25 protein-coding genes are annotated in these 24,275 nt (G+C 70.3%); 8 read left to right on the forward strand and 17 right to left on the reverse strand.

Annotation, left to right across the window (positions count from 1 at the left end):
• Positions 1 to 59: 59 nt before the first annotated feature.
• Genes G6N30_RS21620 through G6N30_RS21630 form a run of 3 tightly spaced genes read right to left on the reverse strand, consistent with a single transcriptional unit; the run spans position 60 to position 2,353 of the window.
• Positions 60 to 947, reverse strand: a complete 888-nt coding sequence (locus tag G6N30_RS21620) for a ferredoxin family protein (protein ID WP_134061117.1) — start codon at positions 945 to 947, stop codon at positions 60 to 62.
• Positions 944 to 2,161, reverse strand: a complete 1,218-nt coding sequence (locus G6N30_RS21625; protein WP_134061116.1) for a cupin domain-containing protein — start codon at positions 2,159 to 2,161, stop codon at positions 944 to 946. Before G6N30_RS21625 ends, G6N30_RS21620 begins: the two co-directional genes overlap by 4 nt.
• A 9-nt stretch (positions 2,162 to 2,170) precedes the next feature.
• A complete protein-coding gene (locus tag G6N30_RS21630; protein WP_134061115.1) occupies positions 2,171 to 2,353 on the reverse strand; it encodes a hypothetical protein in 183 nt (60 codons plus the stop codon).
• 176 nt (positions 2,354 to 2,529) lie between these two features.
• Between G6N30_RS21630 and G6N30_RS21635 the strand changes: the two genes are divergently transcribed.
• The gene (locus tag G6N30_RS21635) at positions 2,530 to 3,513 is read left to right on the forward strand and encodes an NAD-dependent epimerase/dehydratase family protein (protein ID WP_134061114.1); all 984 of its coding nucleotides are present in this window, start codon (positions 2,530 to 2,532) and stop codon (positions 3,511 to 3,513) included.
• Between the two features lie 3 nt (positions 3,514 to 3,516).
• Here the strand turns inward: G6N30_RS21635 and G6N30_RS21640 are convergent, their stop codons facing one another.
• A complete protein-coding gene (locus tag G6N30_RS21640) occupies positions 3,517 to 4,008 on the reverse strand; it encodes a MarR family winged helix-turn-helix transcriptional regulator (RefSeq protein WP_134061113.1) in 492 nt (163 codons plus the stop codon).
• An 88-nt stretch (positions 4,009 to 4,096) separates the two neighbouring features.
• Here G6N30_RS21640 and G6N30_RS21645 point away from each other — a divergent pair, with 88 nt between their 5' ends.
• Positions 4,097 to 5,374, forward strand: coding sequence for a multidrug effflux MFS transporter (locus tag G6N30_RS21645; RefSeq protein WP_134061112.1), 1,278 nt, complete (start codon positions 4,097 to 4,099; stop codon positions 5,372 to 5,374).
• A gap of 53 nt (positions 5,375 to 5,427) precedes the next feature.
• The gene (locus G6N30_RS21650; RefSeq protein ID WP_134061111.1) at positions 5,428 to 6,075 is read left to right on the forward strand and encodes a trimeric intracellular cation channel family protein; all 648 of its coding nucleotides are present in this window, start codon (positions 5,428 to 5,430) and stop codon (positions 6,073 to 6,075) included.
• Here G6N30_RS21650 and G6N30_RS21655 read toward each other — a convergent pair.
• The 3 genes from G6N30_RS21655 to G6N30_RS21665 form a co-directional block, all read right to left on the reverse strand.
• Positions 6,072 to 6,533 (reverse strand): GreA/GreB family elongation factor, encoded by a 462-nt coding sequence (locus tag G6N30_RS21655; protein WP_134061110.1) that lies wholly within the window; start codon positions 6,531 to 6,533, stop codon positions 6,072 to 6,074. The two genes, G6N30_RS21650 and G6N30_RS21655, sit on opposite strands and share 4 nt — an antisense overlap.
• A gap of 84 nt (positions 6,534 to 6,617) precedes the next feature.
• Positions 6,618 to 7,871: an NAD(P)/FAD-dependent oxidoreductase gene (locus G6N30_RS21660; RefSeq protein ID WP_134061109.1), complete on the reverse strand. Its 1,254-nt coding sequence runs from the start codon at positions 7,869 to 7,871 to the stop codon at positions 6,618 to 6,620.
• An 85-nt stretch (positions 7,872 to 7,956) separates the two neighbouring features.
• Positions 7,957 to 9,507, reverse strand: a complete 1,551-nt coding sequence (locus G6N30_RS21665) for a PucR family transcriptional regulator (protein ID WP_134061108.1) — start codon at positions 9,505 to 9,507, stop codon at positions 7,957 to 7,959.
• A 104-nt stretch (positions 9,508 to 9,611) separates the two neighbouring features.
• Between G6N30_RS21665 and G6N30_RS21670 the strand changes: the two genes are divergently transcribed.
• A complete protein-coding gene (locus tag G6N30_RS21670) occupies positions 9,612 to 10,214 on the forward strand; it encodes a TetR/AcrR family transcriptional regulator (RefSeq protein WP_134061107.1) in 603 nt (200 codons plus the stop codon).
• Here G6N30_RS21670 and G6N30_RS21675 read toward each other — a convergent pair.
• A complete protein-coding gene (locus G6N30_RS21675) occupies positions 10,190 to 11,026 on the reverse strand; it encodes a class I SAM-dependent methyltransferase (protein ID WP_179965509.1) in 837 nt (278 codons plus the stop codon). The two genes, G6N30_RS21670 and G6N30_RS21675, sit on opposite strands and share 25 nt — an antisense overlap.
• A gap of 43 nt (positions 11,027 to 11,069) precedes the next feature.
• Between G6N30_RS21675 and G6N30_RS21680 the strand changes: the two genes are divergently transcribed.
• Entirely contained in the window at positions 11,070 to 11,909 is an 840-nt protein-coding gene (locus G6N30_RS21680; RefSeq protein ID WP_134061106.1) for an SDR family oxidoreductase, read from the forward strand.
• A 3-nt stretch (positions 11,910 to 11,912) separates the two neighbouring features.
• Positions 11,913 to 12,368 carry a nuclear transport factor 2 family protein gene (locus tag G6N30_RS21685; RefSeq protein WP_134061105.1) on the forward strand — a complete coding sequence of 152 codons (456 nt, stop codon included), beginning with the start codon at positions 11,913 to 11,915 and terminating at the stop codon, positions 12,366 to 12,368.
• Positions 12,369 to 12,429: 61 nt separating this feature from the next.
• On the opposite strand, the gene G6N30_RS21690 is transcribed toward G6N30_RS21685, so the two are convergent.
• From G6N30_RS21690 to G6N30_RS21700, 3 genes are all read right to left on the reverse strand, one after another.
• On the reverse strand, positions 12,430 to 12,678 hold the full coding sequence (locus G6N30_RS21690; protein ID WP_134061104.1) for a hypothetical protein: 249 nt from the start codon (positions 12,676 to 12,678) through the stop codon (positions 12,430 to 12,432).
• A gap of 179 nt (positions 12,679 to 12,857) precedes the next feature.
• On the reverse strand, positions 12,858 to 13,817 hold the full coding sequence (locus tag G6N30_RS21695) for a DNA polymerase domain-containing protein (RefSeq protein WP_134061103.1): 960 nt from the start codon (positions 13,815 to 13,817) through the stop codon (positions 12,858 to 12,860).
• Positions 13,818 to 13,911: 94 nt separating this feature from the next.
• A complete protein-coding gene (locus G6N30_RS21700) occupies positions 13,912 to 14,607 on the reverse strand; it encodes a TVP38/TMEM64 family protein (RefSeq protein ID WP_134061102.1) in 696 nt (231 codons plus the stop codon).
• Positions 14,608 to 14,736: 129 nt separating this feature from the next.
• Here G6N30_RS21700 and G6N30_RS21705 point away from each other — a divergent pair, with 129 nt between their 5' ends.
• Positions 14,737 to 15,357: a DUF3159 domain-containing protein gene (locus tag G6N30_RS21705; protein ID WP_134061140.1), complete on the forward strand. Its 621-nt coding sequence runs from the start codon at positions 14,737 to 14,739 to the stop codon at positions 15,355 to 15,357.
• A gap of 65 nt (positions 15,358 to 15,422) precedes the next feature.
• Complete coding sequence (locus tag G6N30_RS21710) at positions 15,423 to 15,938, forward strand: hypothetical protein (protein ID WP_407664668.1); 516 nt, start codon at positions 15,423 to 15,425, stop codon at positions 15,936 to 15,938.
• Here the strand turns inward: G6N30_RS21710 and G6N30_RS21715 are convergent.
• From G6N30_RS21715 to G6N30_RS21745, 6 genes are all read right to left on the reverse strand, one after another.
• Entirely contained in the window at positions 15,935 to 16,951 is a 1,017-nt protein-coding gene (locus G6N30_RS21715) for a CobW family GTP-binding protein (protein WP_134061100.1), read from the reverse strand. The two genes, G6N30_RS21710 and G6N30_RS21715, sit on opposite strands and share 4 nt — an antisense overlap.
• A 123-nt stretch (positions 16,952 to 17,074) precedes the next feature.
• Complete coding sequence (gene nrfD / locus G6N30_RS21720; protein ID WP_234880383.1) at positions 17,075 to 18,109, reverse strand: NrfD/PsrC family molybdoenzyme membrane anchor subunit; 1,035 nt, start codon at positions 18,107 to 18,109, stop codon at positions 17,075 to 17,077.
• Between the two features lie 31 nt (positions 18,110 to 18,140).
• Positions 18,141 to 19,037, reverse strand: a complete 897-nt coding sequence (locus G6N30_RS21725) for a 4Fe-4S dicluster domain-containing protein (RefSeq protein ID WP_134061099.1) — start codon at positions 19,035 to 19,037, stop codon at positions 18,141 to 18,143.
• Positions 19,037 to 22,300: a formate dehydrogenase gene (gene fdh / locus G6N30_RS21730; protein WP_179965510.1), complete on the reverse strand. Its 3,264-nt coding sequence runs from the start codon at positions 22,298 to 22,300 to the stop codon at positions 19,037 to 19,039. The genes G6N30_RS21725 and fdh overlap by 1 nt, the downstream gene beginning before the upstream one ends.
• A 252-nt stretch (positions 22,301 to 22,552) precedes the next feature.
• On the reverse strand, positions 22,553 to 23,899 hold the full coding sequence (locus tag G6N30_RS21740) for a permease prefix domain 1-containing protein (RefSeq protein ID WP_134061096.1): 1,347 nt from the start codon (positions 23,897 to 23,899) through the stop codon (positions 22,553 to 22,555).
• Complete coding sequence (locus tag G6N30_RS21745; RefSeq protein WP_134061095.1) at positions 23,899 to 24,255, reverse strand: PadR family transcriptional regulator; 357 nt, start codon at positions 24,253 to 24,255, stop codon at positions 23,899 to 23,901. Before G6N30_RS21745 ends, G6N30_RS21740 begins: the two co-directional genes overlap by 1 nt.
• Between the last annotated feature and the right edge of the window lie 20 nt (positions 24,256 to 24,275).

The following is a 24,275-nucleotide window of genomic DNA, read 5'->3' on the forward strand; positions in this document are numbered from 1 at the left end:
GCTCCGGCGCGCTGGTGGCCACCGCGACGAGCGCTCTGCTGATCTTCGACGTCTGGCCGTCACCCCGGCGTCATCGACACCAGTGTGAAGATCCGAACGCGCCCAGGCACTTTCGCGTGGCACTGCGACAGCAGCGGTTCCGACCAGCCCTCCTCGAGGATCACCTCGACCGGACCGTGCTCACCGCTGAGCACGACGCGGTGGCTGTTGTCGCCGCGCTCGACCGACAGCGGCGCCAGACCGGCGATGCGGTCGTCTCCGTACTTCTCACGGGCGAAATACTGTGCGGCCTGGACCGCGTGCGGCAGCGAGGTGCGGCCGCGCAGGAACCGGTTGTCCAACCGTCCGTCGAGGTACATCCGCACCAGCTCCACGGGATCGGCCGAATCGACCCGGCCGTAGCACAGCCCCTCGGGCAGGACCAGCATGGTGGCCGCGAACCGGTCGCCGCCGAGATGTGAGCATTCCCAGGCAATGTCGGGGTATGCGGCGGTGATCGCGGCGATGGCCCCGCGGCCCCGCACCGCACAGCACTGGTCGTGCCTGCCGTGCGCGCAGACGGCGACGACCGGGTCGGGGGAAACGACGCCGTCGGATCCGTCCAACGCGAGGTCGAGATACCCCTGCGGACCGTCGACCTCACCGGCGTAGAGCGCCTCGTCGCCGAGAGTGGAGCGGGCCACGAACCACCGCCACCGCGGGGCGGCCGATCGGCGGCCGTGGCGGCGGATGGCGGCGATGCGCATCCCGGCCGCCTCGACGCGGCGCACGATCGCGCGGCCGAGGTCGGGATCGATCACCGCGGGCGACTGCAGGAACGCCGAAGGCCCCCAGCCGCCGGACAATTCGAGCAGCACCCAGGACGTGCCCGCGCCCGCGGTGCCGTACATCGGATCGTCGCGGCGCAGCGACTGGTCACTGCACGGGATGCGCTTCAGGATGTTCATGCCTGCGCGGGCGTCACGGGGACCACCACGGCCTCCCGTAGCAGCCTGCGGATCAGCACCGTCCCGTCTGCCCGGTCGAGGCCGGGCAGGCTGCCCGCGTCGGCCGTCAGGCCCCGGTGCAGGGCCAGCAGCGCCGGCCCACACGAGCCCGGGAAGGTGATGACCCGGTCGGGGAGCCGCAGCGTGATGCCGTCACCGGCGGTGTCCACCGCCGCGACGAGGCCGTGGCGCCACCGCACCGGCGTGGTGTCCGAGTGCGCGGCCGCGTCCAGAATCGCCAACGGCCGCACCGCCACCGGGCGGGTCCGCTCGGCGTGCCTGCGCGTCAACTGCCGCGCGGCGGCACCGCTGAGCGCGGTCGCGTCGTCGCGCAGGGTTTCGACGAGCTGCGCCATCACCTTGCTCACCGTCGCGATGATCTCATCCTGATCGGCCGGATCGCCGCCCATCGGCAACGATGCCCGAAACGTGGCGTTGTCGGCCAGCGCATCGACCACCGCACGCGCCACGTCCACGCCCGTCACCGCGGACACCCCGACGGTGAGGTGGACCGAGGTGGTGTCCAGCGCCTGCGCCGAATGCACCCATCCGCGCGGGAGATACAGCGCATCGCCCGCCGACAGCACGGTGTCGATCACCGGTTCGCCCCCGGCGCGGTCGGTGACGGCTGCCCGGTGCTGCGTCCACGGCTGCGAGGGCAGCGGGTGGGTGTGCACCGGTTCGTGGACGACCCAGCGCTTCTGGCCGGCCGTCTGCAGCACGAACACGTCGTGGACGTCGTAGTGCGGGTCGAACCCCCGGTTACTGGGCGGGGTGACATAGGCGTTCGCCTGTACCGGGTGGCCGAGGTCGTCGACCATGCGGTGGACGAAGTCGATCACCGGCGGCCACAGTCGGTGCAGACCCTGCAGCACGATCGTCGCGCCGGCGGCGAACTGTTCGAGCACCTTGGCGGAGTCGACCTGGTCGGGCATCTCCGCACCGAAACCGGCCGGCCCCAGATAGCAGTCCTTGGCCAGGACGTCACCCTCTTTGGCCAGTCGGATGAACGGCGCGCGTACCCCGCGTTCGGCTATCAGCTCGTCGACCATCGCGGGCGAGAGCAGGTCGGCGAAGTCGCGGGGTAGCGCGCCGGAACGGCTGAGCAGCGGTCGGCGACCCCAGTATTCAGTGGCGAATGTGCCCGGGTCGGTGGCGATGCAGCGGCTCAGCATCTCACTGGGTCACGCGGTTCCGTCGGCCCCGCCGTCGTGGCCTTCGGGGTTGGAGCCGCCGTCAGCGGTGCCTTCACCGGTGTTCGCGGTTCCGTCGGCCCCGCCGTCGTGGCCCTCCGGGTTCGAGCCGCCGTCAGCGGTTCCCTCGCCGCCGCCCGGAGTGGTGGTGATGTCGTCGTCGTCGAGCGCCATGGTGTTCCCTTTCTGTCGGCGCATCGCGCCGAATACCGGCTCCGGCCGTCAGGGCGACCCGCGAGCGGGCTGGGTACCGGCACGCTGCCCCCGCAGGGTTGCCAGCCACGGGCGTAACGAAACGACCCCTAATCGATGCCACTGGTACCGTAACCGGTCGACAGTGAGGAGAACCGATGCTGATCGGCGTCACCGGAGGAACCGGATACGTGGGAGCGCATTGCGTACGAGCCCTGCTGGCGGACGGCCACGGGGTTCGGCTGCTGGTCGGGCCCGATGCCGAGGGGGCGCCGGTGCTCGACCGTCTGGCCGGACTCGGTGGCGTCGAGGTGCTCTCCGGTGACATCCGCGACGCGACGACGATCTCCCACCTTCTCGACGGGTGTGACAGTGTCCTGCACGGCGCGGGCGTGGTGGGCACCGACAACCGTCGCAGCGCGCTGATGTGGGAGGTCAACGCATACGCGACCGAGGCGCTGCTCACCCAGGCGGTGCGCGCCGGTCTCGACCCCGTCGTGTCCGTGAGCAGCTACAGCGCGTTGTTCCCGCCGCCGGACGGGATCATCGGGCCGGACACCCCGACGTCGGCGGGCCGCAGCGCATACGCCAAGACGAAGGGGTACGCCGACCGCGTCGCCCGGCGCCTGCAGGATCAGGGCGCGCCCGTCGTCGTCACCTACCCGTCGAGCGTCGTGGGGCCGGCGTTCCACACCGCACCAGGTGTCACCGAACGCGGGTGGGCGCCGCTCGTGCGGTTCGGGGTGGCGCCCAGGCTGCGCGGCGGCATGCAGATGATCGATGTCCGCGACGTCGCGGCGGTCCACGCCGCGGCGATGAAGCCCGGTCGCGGGCCGCGGCGCTACGTCTGCGGCGGGGAGCTCGTGACCTTCGACGGAATGATCGACGCCCTCGAGCGGGGGTCCGGTCGGCGCTTCCGGCGAATCCCGCTGAGCCCTGGCGTATTCCGCGGCATCAGCAGAATCGGCGACACGCTGGCCGGCGTCGTCCCGCTCGGCGACGGGCTGACCTACGAGGCGGCGCTGCTCCTCACCGCGGCCACCCCGACCGACGATTCGGCCACACGGGCGGACTTCGGTCTCTCGTGGCGGTCGCCGGTGGACGCGATCATCGAGTCGTTCGCCGACCGCGCGCCCGCCTAGGGGTCAGGCGCCCCGCTGCGCCGTGCCGACCCGCCCGGGCATGGTCTTCGCGACCTGAATGGTCAACTCCCGCATGGCCGGAATCGCCGCCACGAGCGCATCGACCGTTGCCGCGGGCAATTCCGCGAGCGCCGCGGACACCGAACCCGCGATCGCGTCCTCGATCGCCTCGCGTTCGGCGAGCGCGCGAGCCGTCGGCTCCAGCAGCGACACCCGCCGGTCACGCGGGTCGGCCCGCTTGTCGATGAGTCCTCGGTCCATCAGCGCGCGCACCGCCGTGCTGACATTGCTCGACTGCATGTTCGTGACCCCGGCGACTTCCGACACGCTGCGGCCGGGTTCGTCGATGACCGCGCGCAGTACCGCGACTTCGGAGGCCGGCAGCGGTTCGAGTCCCACCTGCGCCGCCCCGAGCCGGGCGAGCCGCCAGGACAGGTCGTGCAGCGCGAGCGCCAGTTCGCGGTGTAGCGCGGCAGGCGCGCCGACTTCAGCCATATTCATATTTTGACACACATATCTTGAAATACGTATGATTTTATAATCAAGTGCCGGGTCGTCTGCCGTGCACGCCGGAAGGAAGTCCATGCCTCAGAAGGTCGCGGCGGTCGCATCGCCGCCGTCGGCGGTGCTCATCGCCGTCCTCGCACTGCTCAACGCGGTGACCCCGTTCTCCATCGACATGTACCTGTCGGCGTTTCCGGAGATGGCGGCCGACTTCAGCACCTCACCGTCGACGATCCAGCTGTCACTGACCACGTTCCTCGTCGGGCTGGCCGTGGGGCAGCTGATCATCGGGACGCTCTCCGACCGCTACGGCCGGCGACGCCCGCTCATCATCGGCACCGTCGCCTGCGTCGCCGTCAGTGTGGCGTGCGCCCTGGCTCCGTCCATCGCGCTGCTGATCGCGCTGCGATTCGCGCAGGGGTTCTGCGGCGCGGCGGGTGTGGTGATCTCCCGCGCCGTGATCGCCGACCGCTCGCGCGGGTCCCGGGCGGCACGGCTGTTCGCGGTGATGATGCTGATCGGCGTCCTGGCACCCATCACTGCCCCGATCCTCGGCGGCGTCATCGTCACCGGATCGGGTTGGCGCGCGGTGTTCTTCGCGCTGGCCGTTCTCAATGTGCTGACGCTGCTGGGTGTGGTGCTGGCCGTCAAGGAATCCCTGCCCGAAGAGCGTCGGCGGCCCGGAGGGCTCAAGGCACTGGGCGCCAGCGCGCGCGGGGTGCTGAGCAACCGCTACTACCTCGGCTACACCCTGGTCATGGCTTTCGCCGCTGCCGGGATGTTCGGCTACATCGCGGCCTCGCCGTTCGTCGTGCAGAACATCCTCGGATTCTCACCCGCGGCGTATTCGGTGACGTTCGGATCGTGCGCCCTGGCAATCGGCGCGGGCAGTCTCATCTCCGCGCGCCTGGTGCGGACCATCGCGCCACGCCGTGTACTCATGGGCGGTGTCACCGCACTGCTGGTGGCCACCACGCTGATGGTGCTCAACGTCACCGTCGGACACGTGACCCCTTGGGCCACCATCGCTTTGATGGCCTGTTTCATGGGCAGCATCGGATTCGTCTACGCCAACGCCACCGCCTTGGCGCTGTCGGAGGTGCCCCATGCAGCGGGGACGGGTTCAGCGGTTCTGGGCTTCCTGCAGTACGGCATGGGTGCGGTCACCCCGCCTCTGGTCGGCCTGCTCGGGGAGGGCAGCGCCCTGCCGATGGCGGTGGTGATGTTCGGCGCGGCGACGCTGGCGGCGCTGTCGCTGTTCACGCTCACCCGCGGACACGTGCCGTTCGCCGACGAGGTCGACGCGTTGCCCGAGCCCGTCCTCACGGCGTCAGCAGGTGACACCAGGAGTCGGTGAGCGACGCGAGCGGGGTGGTCGCGCTCGACCCGCGGTGGGGTATACCTCGTCCCATGTCGACCCCATCGCCGCTGCTGCTGGCGCTCGACTTCGCCGGGACCTTCGCGTTCGCGCTGAACGGTGCGCTGACTGCGGTCCGGGCTGAGCGGCTCGACATCTTCGGGGTGGTCACGCTCGGCATGTTCACCGGCCTCGGCGGTGGCACGATCCGCGACATCCTGCTCGACGACCTGCCACCGGCGACGTTCCTGGACTGGCGCTACCTCGCGCTCGCGGCGACCGGAGGGCTCATCGCGTTCGCGCTGAGCCGCAGGCTCGACCGGCTCGCCATGCCGATCACCGTCCTCGACGCGGTCGGTCTGAGCGTGTTCGCGGTCCTCAGTGCGTTCAAGGCGCTGGAGATGGGATTCGGTGTGCTGCAGGCGATGATCGTCGGCACCATCACCGCGGTCGGCGGCGGAACGATCCGCGACATGATGATCGGCCGGATCCCCACCGTCCTGCGCAGCGAGCTCTACGCCATCCCGGCGCTGATCGGCGCCGGCTGCGCTGCCGCCGCCGAGGCCGCCGGACAGCAGGGCACCGTGGCGGCACTCGGGGCTGCGGCGGTGTGCTTCGCGATCAGGATGGTCGGCGTGCGGTTCGACCTGCACGCACCGCGCCCGCCCGGCCGGCCCTGGAGTGACGACCCGCCGAATTAGTCGCGGGGCCGGTGCATTCCATACGGCACCGCCTTGAGCAAAGTGACCGGGACCGACGCACCACTGGGCACCGCGTAGGTGCGCCGATCGCCCGGGCGGGCCCCGATCAGCGCCTCACCCAGCGGCGAGTTCACCGAATAGACCTCCAGATCGCCGTACTCCGCGCCGCGGACACCGAGTAGGAACGTCTCCTCGTCGCCGGTCTCGTCGAACCGGACCGTCAGCACCATGCCCGGTTCGGCGATCCCGTCGTCGGGCGGATCCTCACCGACCACGGCGTGCAGCAGCAGATCGTGGATCTGCTGGATTCGCGTCTGACGGGCGCGCTGCACCGCGACGGTGTTCTCCTGGCTGTCGTCGGCGGCTTCGGTGGCGAGCAGAGTCCGCAGCTCCGTCAGCTCGTCCTGCAGCCGCGCGTAGGCGACCGGTGTCATCCAGAATCGTTGAGCGGTGGTCATATTCGTACTCCTCGTCCAGGTGAGAGATCGTCGTCAGGGGCGGGTCGACGGCTCCGCCCCTGACGACTCGATGCGGGCTTGCGGTCAGCGCAGCGGGTCGACGGCCCGCAGGGCCTCGGGCTGTTTGCCGGTGGTGATGTGCTCGGCCAGCAGCCGGCCGGTGACCGGCCCGTGGGCGAGCCCCCACATGCCGTGGCCGCCGGCGACGTAGACGCCGGGTGCCACCGCCCCGATGAGCGGGCGGCCGTCGGGGGTGACCGGGCGGGGGCCCACCCACTCGTGGGTGCGCTCTGCCCACCGCACTCCGTCGAACATCGGCGCGGCCGACGCCACGATCGCCTCGACACGGGCCGGGATGAGCGGTTCGTCCGGGCCGCGGAACTCCATGGTGCCGGCGACGCGCAGGGCGCCCTGGTACGGCGTGCACGCCACCCTCACCTCGGGCAGGTAGACCGGGCCGGGGATCGGCCGGTCCACGGGCACCGTGAACGAGTAGCCCCGGCCGGCGCGCACCGGGGTGCGCACCCAGCGGCCGGCGAGCGAGGACAGCCAGGCGCCCGTCGCGATCACCGCGGCGTCGGCGGTCAGCGGTGTGCCGGTGCGGGGATGGATCCGCACACCCTCGCGGTCGGGCAGCACGTCGACGACGTCGACCGGGCTGATCGTGGCGCCGCGCGACACCACGGCGCGGGCCAGTGCGTGGGTGAACCGGCCCGGATCGACGAACCGCTGGTTCTCGACGCTGATACCGACGCCCACCGCATTCGAGGCCAGCGGCACCTGCTCGCCGAGTTCGGCGCGGGTGAGACGGCGGTAGGCGACGTCCTGTCCCGCGTCGCGCAGACCGCGGAGTTCGTCGACAAGGTGGGCGGCGTGGCGATCCGAGGTGAACAGCGCGGTGATCGGGCCGTCGGTGGTGGGGACGTCGACGCCGTTGGCGGTGAGGACGTCGAACGCTTCGAGGCATTCGGCGTTGAAGGGCAGGTTCGCGGTGACCGCGCGGTTCCACGACGAGCGGCGGCAGTTGGCGGCGAAGCGGGTGAGGAACGACCACAGCCGGACGTCGGCGCGGGCCGGTACGTGCAGCGGAGCGGCCGGGTCGGCCAGCGACCGCAGGCCGTAGCCGAGCACCGACGGGTGGTTGAGCGGAATGGTCAGCGCCGGAGACACCCATCCGGCGTTCCCCCACGACGCGCCGGCCGCGACCCCGCCGCGGTCGACCACCGTCACCTCGATGCCGCGTTCCTGCAGGAACCACGCGGTGGACAGGCCGACGATGCCGGCACCCACCACGATCACCGATCGGGGCCCGCCGTCGAATCCGTCGCCGCCGAACATCACGTCACCTCCACTGAGACAGCACTGTCCCACCGATGATGTCCAGCGGACCGGCGGCGGCGGTTGCCCGCTCAGGACAACGCGGCTACGACGATTTGTCGGCTTCGGACAACGTGAAACCGTCGTCGTCGGTGGCGGCGAGCTCGACGGTCATGGCCAGCCGCTTGCGCGCATCGGTCAGGTCGAGGTCGGTCACCTCGGCCATCTTGCGTAGCCGGTAACGGACCGTGTTCTCGTGCACGCCCAGGCGCTCGGCCGCCTCGTGCAGGTCGCCCTGCGCGGCCAGCCACGCGCGCAGGGTGTCGACGTAGCGCGTCGCGTGGTGTCCGTCGTGGCGCCGCAGGTCGGCGACCGGCCCGCGCTGCGGGGTGCGGCCGACGCGGGCGGCGATCCGCAGCCGCCGCAGCACGATGTCGTCCCAGGATTCGTCGTAGGCCGGGGCATCCCCGGCGCCGCCCTGCAGCTCGTGCAGGGCCAGACATTCGTCGGCCTCGTCCCGTGCGGTGCGAAGCTCCAGAACCGTTGCGGTGCTGCTGATCCCGGCGAAGACGGTGGCGCGGTCGGGGAGCGCCGCGCGCAGACTGCCGACCCAGCGGCGGGCGCTGTCGGCGGGTTCGCTCGGTAGCACCGTGTAGACGGTGGTGTCCGACAACGTGCTGCGTCCCGGGCGCGACCATCCGAAGCCCATCGTCGCGCGTTCGAAGGCCAGCAGCAGTGCGGCGTGGCGTTCCTCGCCGAGGCGGGCGCGCAGCGCGATGACCCGCAGCCCCGCCGGCGGCAGCGCCAGCTTGCTGACCACCGTCGGGGCGTCGACCGTGCCGTCGAGCAACCCGATCACCAGATCCGACTCGACCTGTCGCTCGAGATCGGCGCTGGCTCGCGAGCGCAACAGGTGCAGCGCCACCATGCGGGCGCCGTCGGCCAGCGCCCGCAACTGCGCACCCCGCAACTCCTGCGCACACGCCACCCACACCGACCCGAGCAGCTCGCGGCCGGCGCGGGCGGCGATCACCATCCGCCCGGCCAGACCTTCTTCGGGGGCAGGGGCGATGAACATCGGCTCGTCGGAGGCGGCCAGGTGTTTGGCCACACCGCGTTCGGTGAACAGCGCGCGCAGCCGGTCGGGCGCCTGCCTGCCCAGGATGGTCTCGACCCTGGCGCTGTCGGTGTGCCCCTGCATCCGCGAATAGGCCAGCACCCGCCAGTGCCGGTCCTCGATCGTCACCGCACCGCCGATCGCGTCGGCCAGGCTGTCGGCCAGGGCGAACAGATCGGTGGGGCCGCGACCGGACTCGGTCTCGCGGCCCTCGAGCACCAACCCGAAGACCACCGCGGCCAATTCGCTCCACGACACGTCGGGGTCGACGGCCAGGACGGCGACCGGTCCCGGCACGGCCGCGCCGTCGACATCCGCGGTATCGGCCCGCACCAGCACCACCACCGCGTGCGCCGCGCGCGCCCACGCCAGCGCTGTCGCCACCGAATCCGCGCCGACCGCCAGCAGGACGTCGCCGACCACGTCGCGCTCCTCGCGCAGCGCCACGCTGCGCAGTTCGGTGGAGCGCGGCACCGAGGACGCCCGCAGCGCCACGCCGTAGCCGCCCAGCACATTGACGAGCCGGTCCAAAGTGACCACACACGCTCCCCACGCCGACCGTCCGACCAGCCTAATCCGTTCGCTGACGGCGACGCCATCAGCGCGAACACCGCCGCTCGCGGGTCGCACGGTTGAATTGCGGTGTGGAGGACGGAAGAACTCAGGGCCGGCCGAGGGACGCATCGATCGACGACCGGGTCCTTGCGGTGACCCGGGAGCTGCTGGTCGAGACCGGCTGGGACGAACTCAGCATGCGGCAGATCGCGGTGCGCTCCGGGGTGAGCCGATCGAGCATCAACCGCCGCTGGCCGTCGAAATCGGAGCTGGTGTTCAGTGCGATCCTCGGTGACACACCGGATCTGACGCCGTTCGCCGGCACCGACCGGCGCGGCTGGATCGACTGGGTGGCCCGCGGGAGCAGGCAGTTGTTCGCCCGCCCGGAGGTCCGGGCGGCGGTGCCCGGACTACTGCTGGCGATGGCCGAGAACGAACAGATGCGGCGCCGGCTCTGGGCGGTGTTCAGCGGCCCCGCGGTGGAACTGTTCAGTGCCCCTTCGGCTGCGGACTCCGCCGCGGCGGTCGACGACGCCGAACGCGACGCCCGCGCGGTCCTCGCCATGGCGGCCGGTGCGGCGCTGTTCCTGTCCACCGTCGCCGTCGAGGACGACACCGACGAGGTCCATCAACGCATCTCGCGGTTGCTCACCGCGGCGGTGACGGATCAGCCGAATTCGAGCAGCGTGTAGGCGCCGCGCATCTGTTTGGTCAGCTTCAGCTGCCAGAAGGCGGGGAACAGCCTGCGGAACAGCACACCCCGGCCCTGCGGCATCGGCAGATCGTGGACGGCACGGATTCCCGGGACGGTGTTTGCCAGATTCGCCAATTGTGCCGGGGTCAGGCTGAACGACATCGGCGGCACCCGGTAGCGGCGCGAGGCCCGCATCCCCTTGGGCGCCAGCTTCTTGACCAGCACCGGCGGCAGGTCGAAGATCATCTGCTCGCCGGGGAAACGCTTGGCGCACTCGGTGATCAGGCGCATCGACTCCTCGGGCTGCAGGTACATCAGCAGGCCCTCGGCGGTGATGAAGACGCCGTGGGCGGTGTCCACCCGGTCCATCCACGAGAAGTCGAGTGCCGACTGCGCGAGGTTGGTGATCCGGTCCGACGGCGGCAGCAATCGCTCGCGCAGTGCGATGACCGGTGGGAAATCGACAGTGAGCCAGCGGAAGTCGAGGTCCGGACGCGCACTGCTGATCCGCCAGAAGCTGGTCTGCAGGCCTTCGGCGAGCGCGACGACCGTGGCCGACGGATGCGCGCTGAGGTAGCGGATCGCCGCCCGGTCGAAGGCCAGCGAGCGCAGCGCCATCTCCTGGCCCTTGCGGCCGAACTTGTCGAAGTCGAAGTCGATCGAGTCGACGAGCCGGATCGCCATCGGATCGTCGATGATGGCCTGCGGGTGGCGGGCCTGATGGGCCCGGCCGTTGAGCGTCAACAGCGCCGTCTCCGAGACGCCGCTCAGGGCGCCCGCGTCGGCCTTGCCGCCGTCTGGGAGGTTCACCGGTACCAACGTACCGACGGGGCGATCCGTATACGGTCCAGCTATGAGTCCAATCTCGGTGATCACGGGCGGGGCGGGCGGTATGGGTGTGGCGACCGCCAGGATCGTCGGCCGCGACCACAGCCTCGTGCTCTGCGACGTCAGGAAGGACCGGCTGGACGCCGCCGTCGCCACCCTCGACGAACTCGGCATCGAAGCCACCGCCGTGCACTGCGACGTGACCGACCGCGACGCGGTCGCGACGCTGTTCGACACCGCATCGGGCCTCGGACCCATCGCGTCGGTGATCCACACCGCGGGGGTGAGCCCGAGCATGGGCGACGCCGAGTACGTCATGCGGACCAATGCGATCGGCACGGTCAACGTCGACGAGGCGTTCTACGCCACCGCGGGCGAGGGCGCCGCGATCGTCAACGTGGCGTCGATGGCGGCGCACCTGCTGCCCGAGGAGATCATCCCCACCAGCCTGTTCCCCCGCGCCCTCTCCGACGAGAGCGCGTTCATGTCGGACATGTTGTCCGCCTGCGAGATGGCTCCCGAAGAGGCGCGGTCGGGTCTGGCCTATGCGCTGAGCAAGACTTTCGTCCGCTGGTACAGCACCTCGCAGGCCGAACGGTTCAATGCCCGCGGACTGCGCATCGTGTCGGTGTCACCCGGCTCCGTCGACACCGAGATGGGTCGCCTGGAGGAACAGGCCGGGGCCGGCGCCATGGTGACCGACGCCGCGGTGCCGCGGTGGGGGAAACCGGAGGAGATGGCCGAACTGCTGGCGTTCTGCGCCGGCGAGCGGGCCGGCTACCTCACCGGCACCGACATCCTCAACGACGGTGGCGTGGTCGCCTCGATGCGGGAACGGGCCCGCGTCGCCGCGGATGAGGTCTGACCCGTGAAACCCCCTTTCACCCTGGAGACGGCGATCGCCAAAGTGCGCGCCGGAGAGGATCTCTGGAACACTCGCGATCCCCAGCGGGTTGCGCTGGCCTACACACCGGACAGCCGGTGGCGCAACCGCTCCACCTTCCTGCGCGGGCGTGCCGAGATCATCGCCTTCCTCACCGACAAGTGGGCCAGCGAACGCGACTACCGGCTGATCAAAGAGATCTGGGCGCACAGTGAGGACCGCATCGCGGTGCGGTTCGCCTACGAGTACCACGACGCGGACGGGGCGTGGTTCCGCGCGTACGGCAACGAGAACTGGGAGTTCGCCGCCGACGGCTTGATGACGACGCGGCACGCCAGCATCAACGACGTCCCGATCAGCGCGCAGGAGCGGCTGTTCCACTGGGATCGCAGCGGGCCTCGGCCCGGGGATCACCCGGGGCTCACCGACCTCGGATTGTGAACCGGTCCGCACAACGAAACGAGGGGCACCCTTTCGGGTGCCCCTCGCCGGTGGTCTGGGGTCAGCGGACGGTGACGTAGACGACGCGGTCGTCGTTGTCGTAGCGGACCGAGACGATGCTGGACTGGTCGAGCGGCTTCACCATGCCCTGATGGTCGACGCGCACGGCGTAGCCGCGGTCGTCCAGAGAGCTGATGGCGTCCTCGGCGTTGCCCGGACCGGCCGGTGCGGCCTGCGCGGGGGTGGCCAGACCCAGGAAGGCGGTGGCCAGTCCGCCGGCGATGATGGTGGCGAATCCGAGCTTGTTCATTTCCGTGACTTCTTTCTTTCCCTCTACGAACTTTGTTGTCTGAATGCGTAAACCCGCAGGTCAGAGATTTAATTCCGATGGCAGTATTTAGTGGTCCGATGGCACTTTCCGTGTATGAAAGCGACGCCGGTCACTTCGCGCGGGGGACAGCCCGATATCTGTGGTCGCAGAGCCTCGGGTCACTCACCGCGGGTGCGGCGTGCCCTGGCGCGGCGCTTGCCCTCGTGCATCGCGGCCACCCGGGCGACCGGGATGGTGCGGCCGTGTTCGATCAGATCGTCCGGCAGCCGCTGCGGAGCCGGCATCGAGTCCGCCCACGGGTCGCGCCCGCCGAGGGCCTCGACGGCGGTGTGCACGGTGAAATCGGCGGGGGTGACCGACGACAGATCGGACCAGTCGACGGGGAAGGACACCGGGGTGCCCGGACGCAGCCGCGGGCTGTACGCCGCGGCGACGGTGGCGCCGCCGGCGCGGGTGGAGTCCACGAACACCTTGCCGTGCCGGTCCTCGAGGATGAACGCCGTGGTGGCCAGCGCGGGATCGAGAGCCTCGGCGCGCGCTGCGAGTGCCCTCGTCGCAGCGGCGACGTCCTCGACCGGTGCGCTGTCGTCGACCGGAACGAAGACGTGGATGCCCTTCGCCCCGCTGGTCTTGACCGCGCCCGCCAGCCCGCTGTCGGCCAGTGCCTGCCGGACCAGATGGGCGACCGCGACCACCGCGGCGAAATCGGTCTCGGTGGGCGGGTCGAGGTCGAGGACCAGGTGGGTCGGCCGGTAGATGTTCTCGGCGAGCCCCAGCGTCGGGTGGTATTCGACGGCCCGCTGATTCGCCAGCCACAGCAGCGTGCGCCGGTCGTCGCAGAGCGGGTACCGCACCTCGCGGTGTGAGCTCTCCGCCCAGATCGCCACCGTCTTCACCCAGTCCGGGGTGTACTTCGGGGCGTTCTTCTGCATGAACGGCTGCTGCCCGCGCAGCACCCGCAGCACGGTCAGCGGGCGCCCGGCGAGACCGGGCAGGATCCGGTCGGCGACGGCGTCGAGATAGTCGACCAGGTCGCGTTTGGTCGCCCCGGCGTCCGGGCTCAGCGGCTGGTCGAGGTTGGTCAGATCGACCCCGGCGCGGCTTTCCCCGGCGCTCACCCGTCCGACTCTATGCGCGCCGCGCGGTCACCGGGGCTGCGAAACGCCAGACTGAACTCACGCAGGCGGGCTCTCGCACGTTGTCTGCGGGACTTCAGTCTGGCGCCCGCTTGTGGCCGCGCCACCGGCGGTAGCCCCGGTGCGCGGCAAAGGCGCCCACCACCGCCGTCACACACCAGATTCCGATCGCGGTGTAGGCCAGCGGTGACGACAGGTCACCGATCGACGCTCCCAGCGCGGTGTAGACGAACGCGCGGGGCACCGATCCGATGAACGCGCCGACGGCCATCTGCCACAGCGGAACCCCGAACGCGCCGAAGGCATACGACGCCAGCGCGTCGGAGATGCCGGGGATGAACCGCTGGCCCACCACCGCCCAGAGACCGCGCCGCTGAATCTGCGCGTCCAGGAGGTCGGCGCGTTCGGCGCCCAGCAGCGCTCGGGCGCTGTCGCGTCCGGCCCGCCTGCCCACCAGGCTCGCGACGACCGCGGTGCCGACCGTCGCACCCAGCGTGACGAACGTGCCCAGCACCGGACCGAACAGCAGACCGCTGCCGCCGGCCAGCAGCGGCCCAGGCACGAACAGCGCGCCGAGCGCCGCCGAGACCACGACATAGGCCAGCGGCGCGGCGGGTCCGGTCGCGGCGACGGCGCCTCGGACCGCGTCGACGTCGATCACCCGCTCGACGGCCACCAGATAGAACAGGGCGAACACGAGCACCGCGAACACGGCGAGCCGAACGATGTGGCGCCGCCGGGAGATCACCGGCGCACCGTCGGGTGCGGTCATGTCGTCCGCGGGGAGGTGGTCATGCTGACCGCGATCCTGCCGCAGGGCCGTGAACCTGTCGCATCCGGCCGCCGCGCAGGTAATCTCGGGCCCATGTCCGGCCGGCCCGACGCACCCGGCGAGGCGCCCGTGCCGGATCCCGCACCGCCGATCCAGACCCTGTTCGCCCGGGCGGGTGGGATCAGCGGGCTCGTCTCCACCGCGCTGCCGGTGGCCACCTTCGCACCCACGTCGGCGGTCTTCGGACTGGTACCCGCGATCGTCGCGGCGCTCGCCGCCGCGGCCGTGATCCTCGGATGGCGGCTGCTGCGTGGGGAATCTCTTCGTCCCGCCCTGCTCGGCTTCGCCGCGGTGGCGCTGTGCGCGGGCGTCGCCTGGATCACCGGGCGCAGCAAGGACTTCTACCTGCCCGGTATCTGGATGTATCTCGGGTTGGCCGTCGTCTTCACGCTGTCGGTGGTGGTGCGCAGGCCCGCCGTCGGCGTGATGTGGGCCTGGTTCACCGGGCGGGACGGTTCGTGGCGACGGAACCGGCGGGTGCTGCTCGTCTTCGACGCCGCGACCCTGATGATGGCCCTGGTGTCGTGGACGCGCTTCTTCGTGCAGTTCTACCTGTACGACACCGACCGGGAGGGGTTGCTGGCGATCGCACGGCTGGCGATGGGCTGGCCGGTGTTCCTGGTGACGACCACGCTGATCTATTTCGCGATCCGCGCCGCCGGCCGGGCCATGACTGTCTCGGGGACCTAACGAATCCGTTGTGGCTCGGTGTCGACGCTCGCACTCGCCGCCTCGACGTGGTCGAGTGGACGATGATGCCCACTTCCAGTTCGATCTTCTGCTGGTCCGTCGCCGCCGCGGCGGGGACGGTGCTGTTCGCGTTCGGCACGCAGCCGGCCGCGGCCGCACCCGCCTCCGACGCGCAGGGGTTCCTCGACTCGACCGCCCGTTGCGCGGCCCCCAGCACCGCGGTGGCGTACGGCAGGACCGACAGCTCGCGGATCGCGGTCTGCAAATCGCCCGACGGCAAGTACCAGTACCGCGGGGTGCGGGTGCGCGACGGCGCCAAGTTGATCACCGCGGCGACGGCCACGGGCGACGGTGAGTTCACCGCCGCGAACGACGTCGCCACCTACACCGTGACCGCCGACGCGTTGACCGTGACCATCGGCGACGACGTCATCCGCGAGGAGACGATGGTGGAGTTCCACGGCCCGGCCGCCACTCCGGCCGCTCCGGCGTCTCCGGGCGTCGGACCCGCGCCCACCACGACGCCGACCAAACCGCTCGGTCCGCCGTTGCCCGCGGAGGTCGGCGGAAGCGGCAGCTAGATGCTGAGTCGCTTGTAGCGCTGCAGGCGGCGCAGTCCGGCCGTCGGCACCGGACCGTCCAGCGGCCGCAGGGCCGCCTCCACCCGCGCCCGGACCTCGTCGACGTCGAAGCCGGTCCCGATCGCCACCAGGGAGTTGCCCGCGCCGGTGCCCGCCGCGACGTGCACGTTGGGGCCGACGACGTTGACGACGTAGGTCCGCACCCGTTCGCGATACCGGACGGCCACCGTGCCCTTGAGTCGGTACACCCCGGCCGGCGGGTGCTCGAGCAGGTCGAACAGCGCGCCGGGGTCGATGCAGCCCGTGCTGGTCGCCGTCACCGAGACCGCGTGCACGTGATGGTGGGGGTGGTCGTCGGGGGCGCCGTCGATGAGCAGTTCGCGAAAGGACAGCTGACCGGCCTCGGGTTCCGCGTCGGCCACGTCGTAGAGCAGCGCCGGATCCACCCGCCCGCCGACGGCGCCGACGATGTGCGCCTCCGGATGCCGTTCGCGCACCCGGGATTCGATGCGGTCGAGGGTGGCCGCACGGTCGGCGTCCGGAATCTGGTCGAGTTTGTTGACCACGACCAGGGAGGCGGCGGCGTAGCGGGCGGGCGGTGAGCTGTCGCGGTCGACGGTCTCGAAATGCATCGCGGCGTCGATGACGTCGACGACGCCACCGGGCCGCACCCGGTCCACCCCGCTGAACCGGATGATCCGCGACACCGCGACCGGGTCGGCCAGCCCGCTGGCCTCCACGATGATCGCGTCGAGGCCCAGCTTCGGGTCGGCCAGCCGCTCCAACGCCGCGTCGAGGCCGCCTTCGTCGGGCAGACAGCAGATGCAGCCGCCGGCGATGGACGCCGGTTCGTCGACCTGTCCGGTCACCAGGGCGGCGTCGACGTTGAGTTCACCGAAGTCGTTGATGACCACGCCGACCCGTGCGTCGGGCGCCCGCAGCACATGGTTGAGCAGGCTGGTCTTACCGGCACCGAGGTAGCCGGTCAACGCGATGACCGGAATTGCCGCCACCGGACTCCTTCCCTCAGTGCGCCGTGCTCGCAGGAGTCTAGGCGCCGTCGTCGGCGGCGGTACTGGCATCGGTTCCCGGGCTTCTCCGGGGGCGCGGGTTTCGCCGCCACCCGACTGTGACCGTCAGCGGCTCCGCGTCAGCGTGCGCGAAGCGGCCGTGCGCGCCCGGCGGACTGTCGCGGTGAACCGGGGGAACTGCGCACCGGGCGCGTCGCCGCGCGCCTGCTCGCCGGCGGCGAGCCGCTGACGCTGCGGCACCACAACGTATTTCGGGTCTCTGGTCGACTCCACGCCTGCCTCGAACACTCCGAAGCGCTGCAGTGCACTGCCGGCGAGCAGCGCCGCACCCGACACGGCGAGCACCGCCCGGTTGCGGCCCACGACTGCCCCGGCCGCGCCGCCGACGGTCAGGATCTCCGACCACTGCCGCAGCCGGTGTGCCCTGCCGGTGGTGTACGCCTCGCCGACGAATCCGATCCGGCGCTCCATCGTCCGTGACGCCGCCACCTCGAGTGCTGCGCCCGCGACCGCCATCCGGCGGGCGGGCCCGGACTCGGCGAGCGGCGCCAGCATCATGCCGAGCCCGCCGCCGCTGGCCGCCGCCGAACCGGTGAACACGAACGGCAGATACGGGTGTGCTTCATGCCACGCCGGAACGGCTGTGTGCGACAACAGGACCGCGGTGTAGGACGCCACCCCCGGCGCCACCGCCGCGGCCTCCAGCCCGGCCGGGCGCGCCGCCCACCCGAGCAGGCGGCCCAGCCGCGTACGCCGCCACCGGGCGGGCATCAGCTCGGCTGCGGCGGCCAGCCCGGCACCCGGGCCGTAGGCGCCGAGGATCCACGTGCCCATGCTCATCGGCGAGCTCGGCTTGGCCACCCGCAGCATGTGGTGGAACCGCTCGGGCCTGCCGAGGTCGCCGATCAGGAAGTACATACTCGCCAGCAGGCTGACCAGCGACCCGATCCGCGAGACCTTCCGCAGGCCGGGCCGGCCCGTCAGATCGGCGCCCGCGCCCAGCATCGCCGACCCGGCCGACAGGCCGCCGGCGAACAGGTACGCGGCGATCATCCAGTTCCACACCGGAGTCTTGAGGATCTGCCGGCCGTAGTAGGACTGGAACTCCGCGCGCGGAACGGCCAACTGTTCGCGCGGCATCAGCTCACCCTTCTGCTCTTCGCGCGAGCGCTCATCGCCGGCCCGCGAACGCCGACACCGCGACACCGACCAACGCCGACGCCGCCATCCCCGCATACCGCCACATCGCGCCCGCGTCCCGCGTCGGTACGACCGGATCCGGCGGCAGCCCATACACTTCCGGCTCGTCGAGCAGCAGGAAGAACGCACCGTCACCACCGACCCCGTCGTTCGGGTCGTGGCCGTAGAGCCGCGCCTCGGTCGCCCCGCGTTCGTGCAACTGCTCCACGCGCAGCGCCGCCCGCTCACGTAGTTCGTCGAGCGGACCGAACTGGATCGAGTCGGTCGGGCACGCCTTGGCGCACGCGGGTTCGAGCCCGTCGTGCAGCCGGTCGTAGCACAGCGTGCACTTCCACGCCCGGCCGTCACCTTCCCGCCGTTCGATCACACCGTACGGGCAGCCCGACACGCAGTAGCCGCATCCGTTGCAGATGTCCTGTTGCACGACGACGGTCGAGAACTCGGTGCGGAACAGTGCGCCCGTCGGGCACACGTCGAGGCACCCGGCGTGCGTGCAGTGCTTGCACACGTCGGAGGCCATCAACCACCGGAAGTCGGGGCGCTCACCGACCATGTCGATGCCCGCGCCGCTGACGTCGGGCATGCCCAGGTCGACCGGTTCGCGTGCCGGCTGCTCGACGAACGCCACATGCCGCCACGAGTTGGCGCCCAGGTTCCCGGTGTTGTCGAACGACATGCCCAGCAGGTTGAACCCGTCCCCCTCGCCTGAGACGGGCACCTCGTTCCACTCTTTGCACGCGACCTCGCAGGCCTTGCAGCCGATGCACACCGAGGTGTCGGTGAAGAAGCCGACCCGCTCGGGGTGCTCCGAATAGCCCGCGTTGCCGGCCGGATCGGCCAGCGGACCGTAGAAGCTGTTCTCGCTCATCAGGTTTCCTCGGTATGGTCGGTCGACGGTTTCGTCGTGTCGAGGTCGGTGCCGGTATCGACGGTGATCCCGGCCCGCTGCCGGTACATCGCGACGTACTCCAGCAGCGCGGGCCCGCGGGGACGCCGGCCGGGCTGGATGTCACAGGTGGCGACCTTGCTCTCCTGGATGAACACGTTGGGGTCGGCGACCACACCGAGCAGGTCGTTGACCACGTCACCGTCGATCAGCCCGACGTTGCCCCAGTGGTAGGGCATCCAGATCTGGTGCACGACATGGTCGTCGATGCGCAACGGCCGCATCCGGTCGGTGACGAACACGCGGGCGTCGACCGCCGCGCGACTGGTCACCACGTGCGCCCACTCCATGTGCGTCAGGCCGCGTTCGGCCGCCAGCTGCGGGGACACCTCCACGAAGAGCCCCGGCTGCAGCTCCGCCAGGTAGGGGAGCTGCCTGCTCATCCCGCCCGCGGTGTGGTGTTCGGTCAGCCGCGCCGCGGTGAACACGAACGGGAACACCTCGCCGTGCAGTTCGGGCGGCGACGGGTTCGACGGATTGTCCGCGCGCCCATACACTTTGCGCGCCGGGTTGCCCTGCTGCCGGTACAGCGGGTTGCGCACCGGGGACTCGTGCGGCTCGTAGTGCGTGGGCAGCGGACCGTCGGCCAGCCCGTTCGGGGCGAACAGCCACGCCTTGCCGTCGGCCTGCATGATGAACGGATCGTCGCCGTGCAGTGCCTCCACACCGACGGCCTCGGCTGGGGGCCGGTAGTCAGGCGGCTTGTGCTTCTCGAAGTCCGGGATGTCGTAGCCGGTCCACTCGTGTTTCTCGGTGTCCCACCACACGAGCTTCTTGCGCTCACTCCACGGCCGGCCCTGCGGATCCGCCGAGGCCCGGTTGTAGAGGACGCGGCGGTTCATCGGCCACGTCCAGCCCCATTCGTTGTCGTAGGGTCCCTGCTGGTCGTGCGGTTTGCGGCGTGCCGCCTGGTTGACCTCGTCGGCGTACACGCCGCTGTAGATCCAGCAACCGCACATGGTGGTGCCGTCGGCCTTCAGCGACATGTAGTTGTCCACCGCGCGTCCGGTCGTCAGGTCGACGCCGCTGATCCGCCGCAACACGTCGGCACCGTCGGGTTCGTCGCCGTCCATTGCGTAGTCCCAGGACAATTCGAGCAGCGGCCGGTCGCGCTCGTCGGTCGAACCGGCCAGCTTCTCGCGCAGGATCCGGCCCAGGTGGTAGAAGAACCACAGCTCCGAACGGGCGTCGCCCGGCGGTTCGACGGCCTTCTCGCGCCACTGCAGCATCCGCTGGGTCTGGGTGAAGGTGCCCGCCTTCTCGACGTGCGATGCGGCGGGGAACAGGAACACCTCGGTGCGGCACGTCTCCGGGGTGATCTCGCCCGTCTCGACCTCGGGACCGCTCTTCCAGAACGTGGCGCTCTCGATCTCGACCAGGTCGCGCACCACCAGCCAGTCCAGGTTGGCCATGCCCAGGCGCTGCAGCCTGCCGTGCGCCGACCCGACCGCCGGATTCTGGCCGAGCAGGAAGTAACCGAACACCTTCCCGTCGACCATGTCCATCACGGTGCGGTAAGTGCCGTGGTCGCCGTTGATGCGCGGCAGATAGTCGAAACAGAAGTCGTTGTCCGCTCCTGCGTGCTCGCCCCAGTACTCCTTGAGTAGCGACACCATGTAGGCATCGGCGTTGTGCCAGAAGCCCTTCTGGTTGCGGCTCTTGATGTCGTCGAGGTAGTCGGCCAGCGTCTCGTGGCCCGCCTTCGGCATCGCGAGGTAGCCGGGCAGCAGGTTGAACAGCGTCGGCACGTCGGTCGAACCCTGGATGCTGGCGTGCCCGCGCAGGGCGAAGACGCCGCCGCCGGGGCGGCCGATGTTGCCGAGCAGCAACTGGATGATCGCACCGGCGCGGATGAACTGTGCGCCCATCGTGTGCTGGGTCCAGCCGACGCTGTAGACCAGCGCCGCGGTGCGGTCGCGTCCGGAGTTCTCCGTCCACTTGCGCGCCACCTCCACGAACTGCGCGGCGGGAACACCGCACACCCGCTCGACCATCTCGGGGGTGTAGCGGGCGTAGTGCCGCTTGAGGATCTGGTACACGCAGCGCGGATGCTGCAGCGTCTCGTCGCGCGGGATCTCCCCGGCGCCGCCTTCGATCGGCGGCCCGCCGGAACCGGATTCGTAGGGGGCGCTCTCCTCCTTGGCTTCCGAACCGCCCTTCTCCTGGTCGGTGCGTTCGTACTGCCACGTCGACGGGTCGTACGAGGCGGTGGCGTCGTCGTAGCCGCTGAACAGGCCGTCCAGATCCTCAGCGTCGCTGAACCGTTCGTCGACGATGAACGAGGCGTTGGTGTACGCGGTGACGTACTCGCGGAAGTCGAGATCGTTGGACAGGATGTAGTTGATCACCCCGCCGAGGAACGCGATGTCGCTACCGGCGCGCAGCGAAACGTGCCGGTCGGCCAGCGCGCTGGTGCGGGTGAACCGCGGATCGATGTGGACGACCTGCGTGCCGCGGTTCTTCGCCTCGACCACCCACTGGAAGCCGACCGGATGGGCCTCGGCCATGTTGGACCCCATGATGACGATGAAGTCCGAATTGACGAGGTCCTGCTGATAGTCCGTCGCCCCGCCGCGACCGAAGGAGGCTCCCAGACCGGGAACCGTGGCGCTGTGTCAAATACGCGCCTGGTTCTCGATCTGTAGGGCGCCCAGCGCGGTGAAGAGCTTCTTGATCAGGTAGTTCTCTTCGTTGTCGAGCGTCGCCCCGCCCAGGCTGGCCACCCCCATGGTCCGGCGCAGCGTGTTGCGGTCGGCGTCGAACTGCTGCCAGCCCTTCTCGCGGGCGTCGAGCAGGCGGTCGGCGACCATGTCCATCGCCGTGTCCAGGTCGAGGTCCTGCCACTCCGTCGCGTACGGCGGGCGGTACTTGATCTTGGTGAGGCGCTGTGGGCCGGTGACGAGCTGTTTGCTCGCGGAACCCTTGGGGCACAGCCGGCCTCGGGAGATCGGGCTGTCCGGGTTGCCCTCGATCTGAACGACCTTCTCGTCTTTGACGTAGACCTTCTGCGCACAGCCCACCGCGCAGAACGGGCACACGGAGTGGGCGACGTGGTCGGCTTCGGCGGTGCGGGGCGTCAGCGTGAGGGAGCGCTCGGACTGAGCGGCCTTCCCGCGGCCCAGCGCGTCGTCGCCGGTCAGCTGCCGGTACACCGGCCACGACTCGATCAGCTTCCTGAAGTCCACGGCGTCCTCCTACCCACTCGCTCCCAATCCAACCATGGCTGTCGCCGTGTCATCCGTACGACTGAATCCCGTCACATATCGGCGTGCGATGGCCGTCGCGGCGTTGGCGTCCTCGCAGGGGTGAACCCGTGAAGCCGGTGTCGCTGACGGCGTCGGACCTCGGGCCGTGCCGCGGCACCGTCGCCTACCGCACGCTGCAGTACGACGCCGAACAGCCCATCTCGATCTGCCGGGGTTGAGCGCCCGGGCTCGCTAAGCGAAGTCGAACAGCGGCGGGATGACGGCCACCACCGCCGCCGCCCACAGACCGAAGACGGGCAGGTAGCGGGTCTGCCACTGCTCGGCGGCGCTGAATCCGCGGCGGCCGCGGAGGAACCCGACCATCAGCCGGGCCGACCACGTCAGATTGACGAGGAGGACCAGGTTCAGCCCCAGTGCGGTCACCTTGTTCGGCGTGACACCGAACTCCGCGATGCGCGTGGCCATCGCGACCAGCATGAGCAGGTCGACGGCCAGTGCGCTCACCACGAGGACGAGTTGCAGGCGGTCGAACAGGTCCGGCGGCAGGTGCGGGTCCCGCGCCGAGATCGCGTACAGCACCAGCCCCAGCACCAGCACCAGGATGAGGTCCATCAGGATCAGCAGGTTGCGGTCGACGCCCACCACGCTGCCCGCCGCGGCGAACGCCACGAGCAGCACCAGCAGCATGAGGATCGTCAGCGGGGTGAACACCCGGGTCAGCACGGGCGCGATGTTCTCCACCACGTTCTGCTTCGCCTCGACGAGCCATGCGGCGATCACCATCGCCCCCGCCACGCCGAACGGCATCACCCAGTCCTGGATCACCCACTCGACGTCGACGTCAAGCGCCTCGAACGCGCCTACGGTCAGGCCGACGAGGACGCCGCCCCCGAATGCCAGCAGAGCGAGGTAGACGATCCACTCGCCGGTGAACCGGATGAAATCCATGCGGCGGCGGTCGGATCGCCACCGGCCGCCGACATAGGCCAGTCCCACCGCGAACCACAACACGATGGGCGTGTGGATGGCCGCGATCACCTCGGTGGACCCCTCAGGGACGAAGGGGTAGCCGTTGAGCACGGCCGCCGCGGCGGCGTACGGCACGAGCAGTACCGCGACGGCGCGCGGTGACATCCGGCGCTTCCACGCGAAGTAGCCGGTGAGGAAGGGAAGGACGAACAGGGCTGCGTTGCGGGCGAAGTCCTGTTCGCCCAGCACCGCGAAGCCGACCTTGACCGCCACCGCGGCCGCGACGGCGAGCGCCAGCACGACGGACAATTCCCTTGTCGGCGGCCTGCCGACCCCATCCGGTCCGGCGGGCGGCAACACCAACTGCTTCCAGAGCCGGTCGGAGTGTTCCCGCGCGAATTCGCGCGAGATGCCGCCCATGTTCCCCATGCGCTTGACCGCGACGAGGAAGGCTTCGTCGCCGGTCAGTCCCGCCGCCGACAGGTCCGAGATCTGGCTGCGCAGATGGTCTTCCATTTCGTCGGCGTCGGCGGCGGAGATCGCGTTGTGGCGCTCGACGTAACCGCGCCACTGACCGATCTGCGATTCCAGCGCTTCGTCGACGTCCATCACGCCCATCCCTCGGCGAGCGGCGGCCGGGCGTTGCGCCACACCTGGTCCAGCGCGTCGGCCACCACGTTCCACTGAGTCTGGCGCTCGGCCAACATCTTTCGGCCGGTCTCGGTGATCGTGTAGTGCTTGCGCCGCCGGCCGGTGTCGGACACCCCCCATGACGCCGAGACGTATCCCAGCCGCTCGAGCCGATGCAGCAGCGGGTAGAGCATGCCGTCGGTCCACTGCATCCGTCCACCGGACAGGTCGTGGACGCGCTTGATGATGGCGTACCCGTAGGACTCGCCCTCGGCGAGGATGCCGAGCACCAGCGGGGTCGCGGTGGCCGCCACCAGATCCTTGTCGATATACATAGCGGCTCTACCCTAGCAGC

Origin of the sequence: Mycolicibacterium litorale (assembly GCF_010731695.1) — a bacterium.
In the GTDB taxonomy this organism is placed as follows: Bacteria; Actinomycetota; Actinomycetes; order Mycobacteriales; family Mycobacteriaceae; genus Mycobacterium; species Mycobacterium litorale.

Bases quoted from the DNA above. Each gene is read 5' to 3' on its own strand.
- G6N30_RS21725 (WP_134061099.1), bottom strand. From the start codon at position 19,037: ATGAGCGAGAACAGCTTCTACGGTCCGCTGGCCGATCCGGCCGGCAAC.
- G6N30_RS21645 (WP_134061112.1), top strand. From the start codon at position 4,097: ATGCCTCAGAAGGTCGCGGCGGTCGCATCGCCGCCGTCGGCGGTGCTC.
- G6N30_RS21710 (WP_407664668.1), top strand. From the start codon at position 15,423: ATGCCCACTTCCAGTTCGATCTTCTGCTGGTCCGTCGCCGCCGCGGCG.
- G6N30_RS21740 (WP_134061096.1), bottom strand. From the start codon at position 23,899: ATGGACGTCGACGAAGCGCTGGAATCGCAGATCGGTCAGTGGCGCGGT.
- G6N30_RS21680 (WP_134061106.1), top strand. From the start codon at position 11,070: ATGAGTCCAATCTCGGTGATCACGGGCGGGGCGGGCGGTATGGGTGTG.
- nrfD (WP_234880383.1), bottom strand. From the start codon at position 18,109: ATGCCGCGCGAACAGTTGGCCGTTCCGCGCGCGGAGTTCCAGTCCTAC.
- G6N30_RS21640 (WP_134061113.1), bottom strand. From the start codon at position 4,008: ATGGCTGAAGTCGGCGCGCCTGCCGCGCTACACCGCGAACTGGCGCTC.
- G6N30_RS21660 (WP_134061109.1), bottom strand. From the start codon at position 7,871: ATGTTCGGCGGCGACGGATTCGACGGCGGGCCCCGATCGGTGATCGTG.
- G6N30_RS21630 (WP_134061115.1), bottom strand. From the start codon at position 2,353: ATGGCGCTCGACGACGACGACATCACCACCACTCCGGGCGGCGGCGAG.
- G6N30_RS21625 (WP_134061116.1), bottom strand. From the start codon at position 2,161: ATGCTGAGCCGCTGCATCGCCACCGACCCGGGCACATTCGCCACTGAA.
- G6N30_RS21635 (WP_134061114.1), top strand. From the start codon at position 2,530: ATGCTGATCGGCGTCACCGGAGGAACCGGATACGTGGGAGCGCATTGC.
- G6N30_RS21700 (WP_134061102.1), bottom strand. From the start codon at position 14,607: ATGACCGCACCCGACGGTGCGCCGGTGATCTCCCGGCGGCGCCACATC.
- G6N30_RS21650 (WP_134061111.1), top strand. From the start codon at position 5,428: ATGTCGACCCCATCGCCGCTGCTGCTGGCGCTCGACTTCGCCGGGACC.
- G6N30_RS21655 (WP_134061110.1), bottom strand. From the start codon at position 6,533: ATGACCACCGCTCAACGATTCTGGATGACACCGGTCGCCTACGCGCGG.
- G6N30_RS21745 (WP_134061095.1), bottom strand. From the start codon at position 24,255: ATGTATATCGACAAGGATCTGGTGGCGGCCACCGCGACCCCGCTGGTG.
- G6N30_RS21690 (WP_134061104.1), bottom strand. From the start codon at position 12,678: ATGAACAAGCTCGGATTCGCCACCATCATCGCCGGCGGACTGGCCACC.
- G6N30_RS21620 (WP_134061117.1), bottom strand. From the start codon at position 947: ATGAACATCCTGAAGCGCATCCCGTGCAGTGACCAGTCGCTGCGCCGC.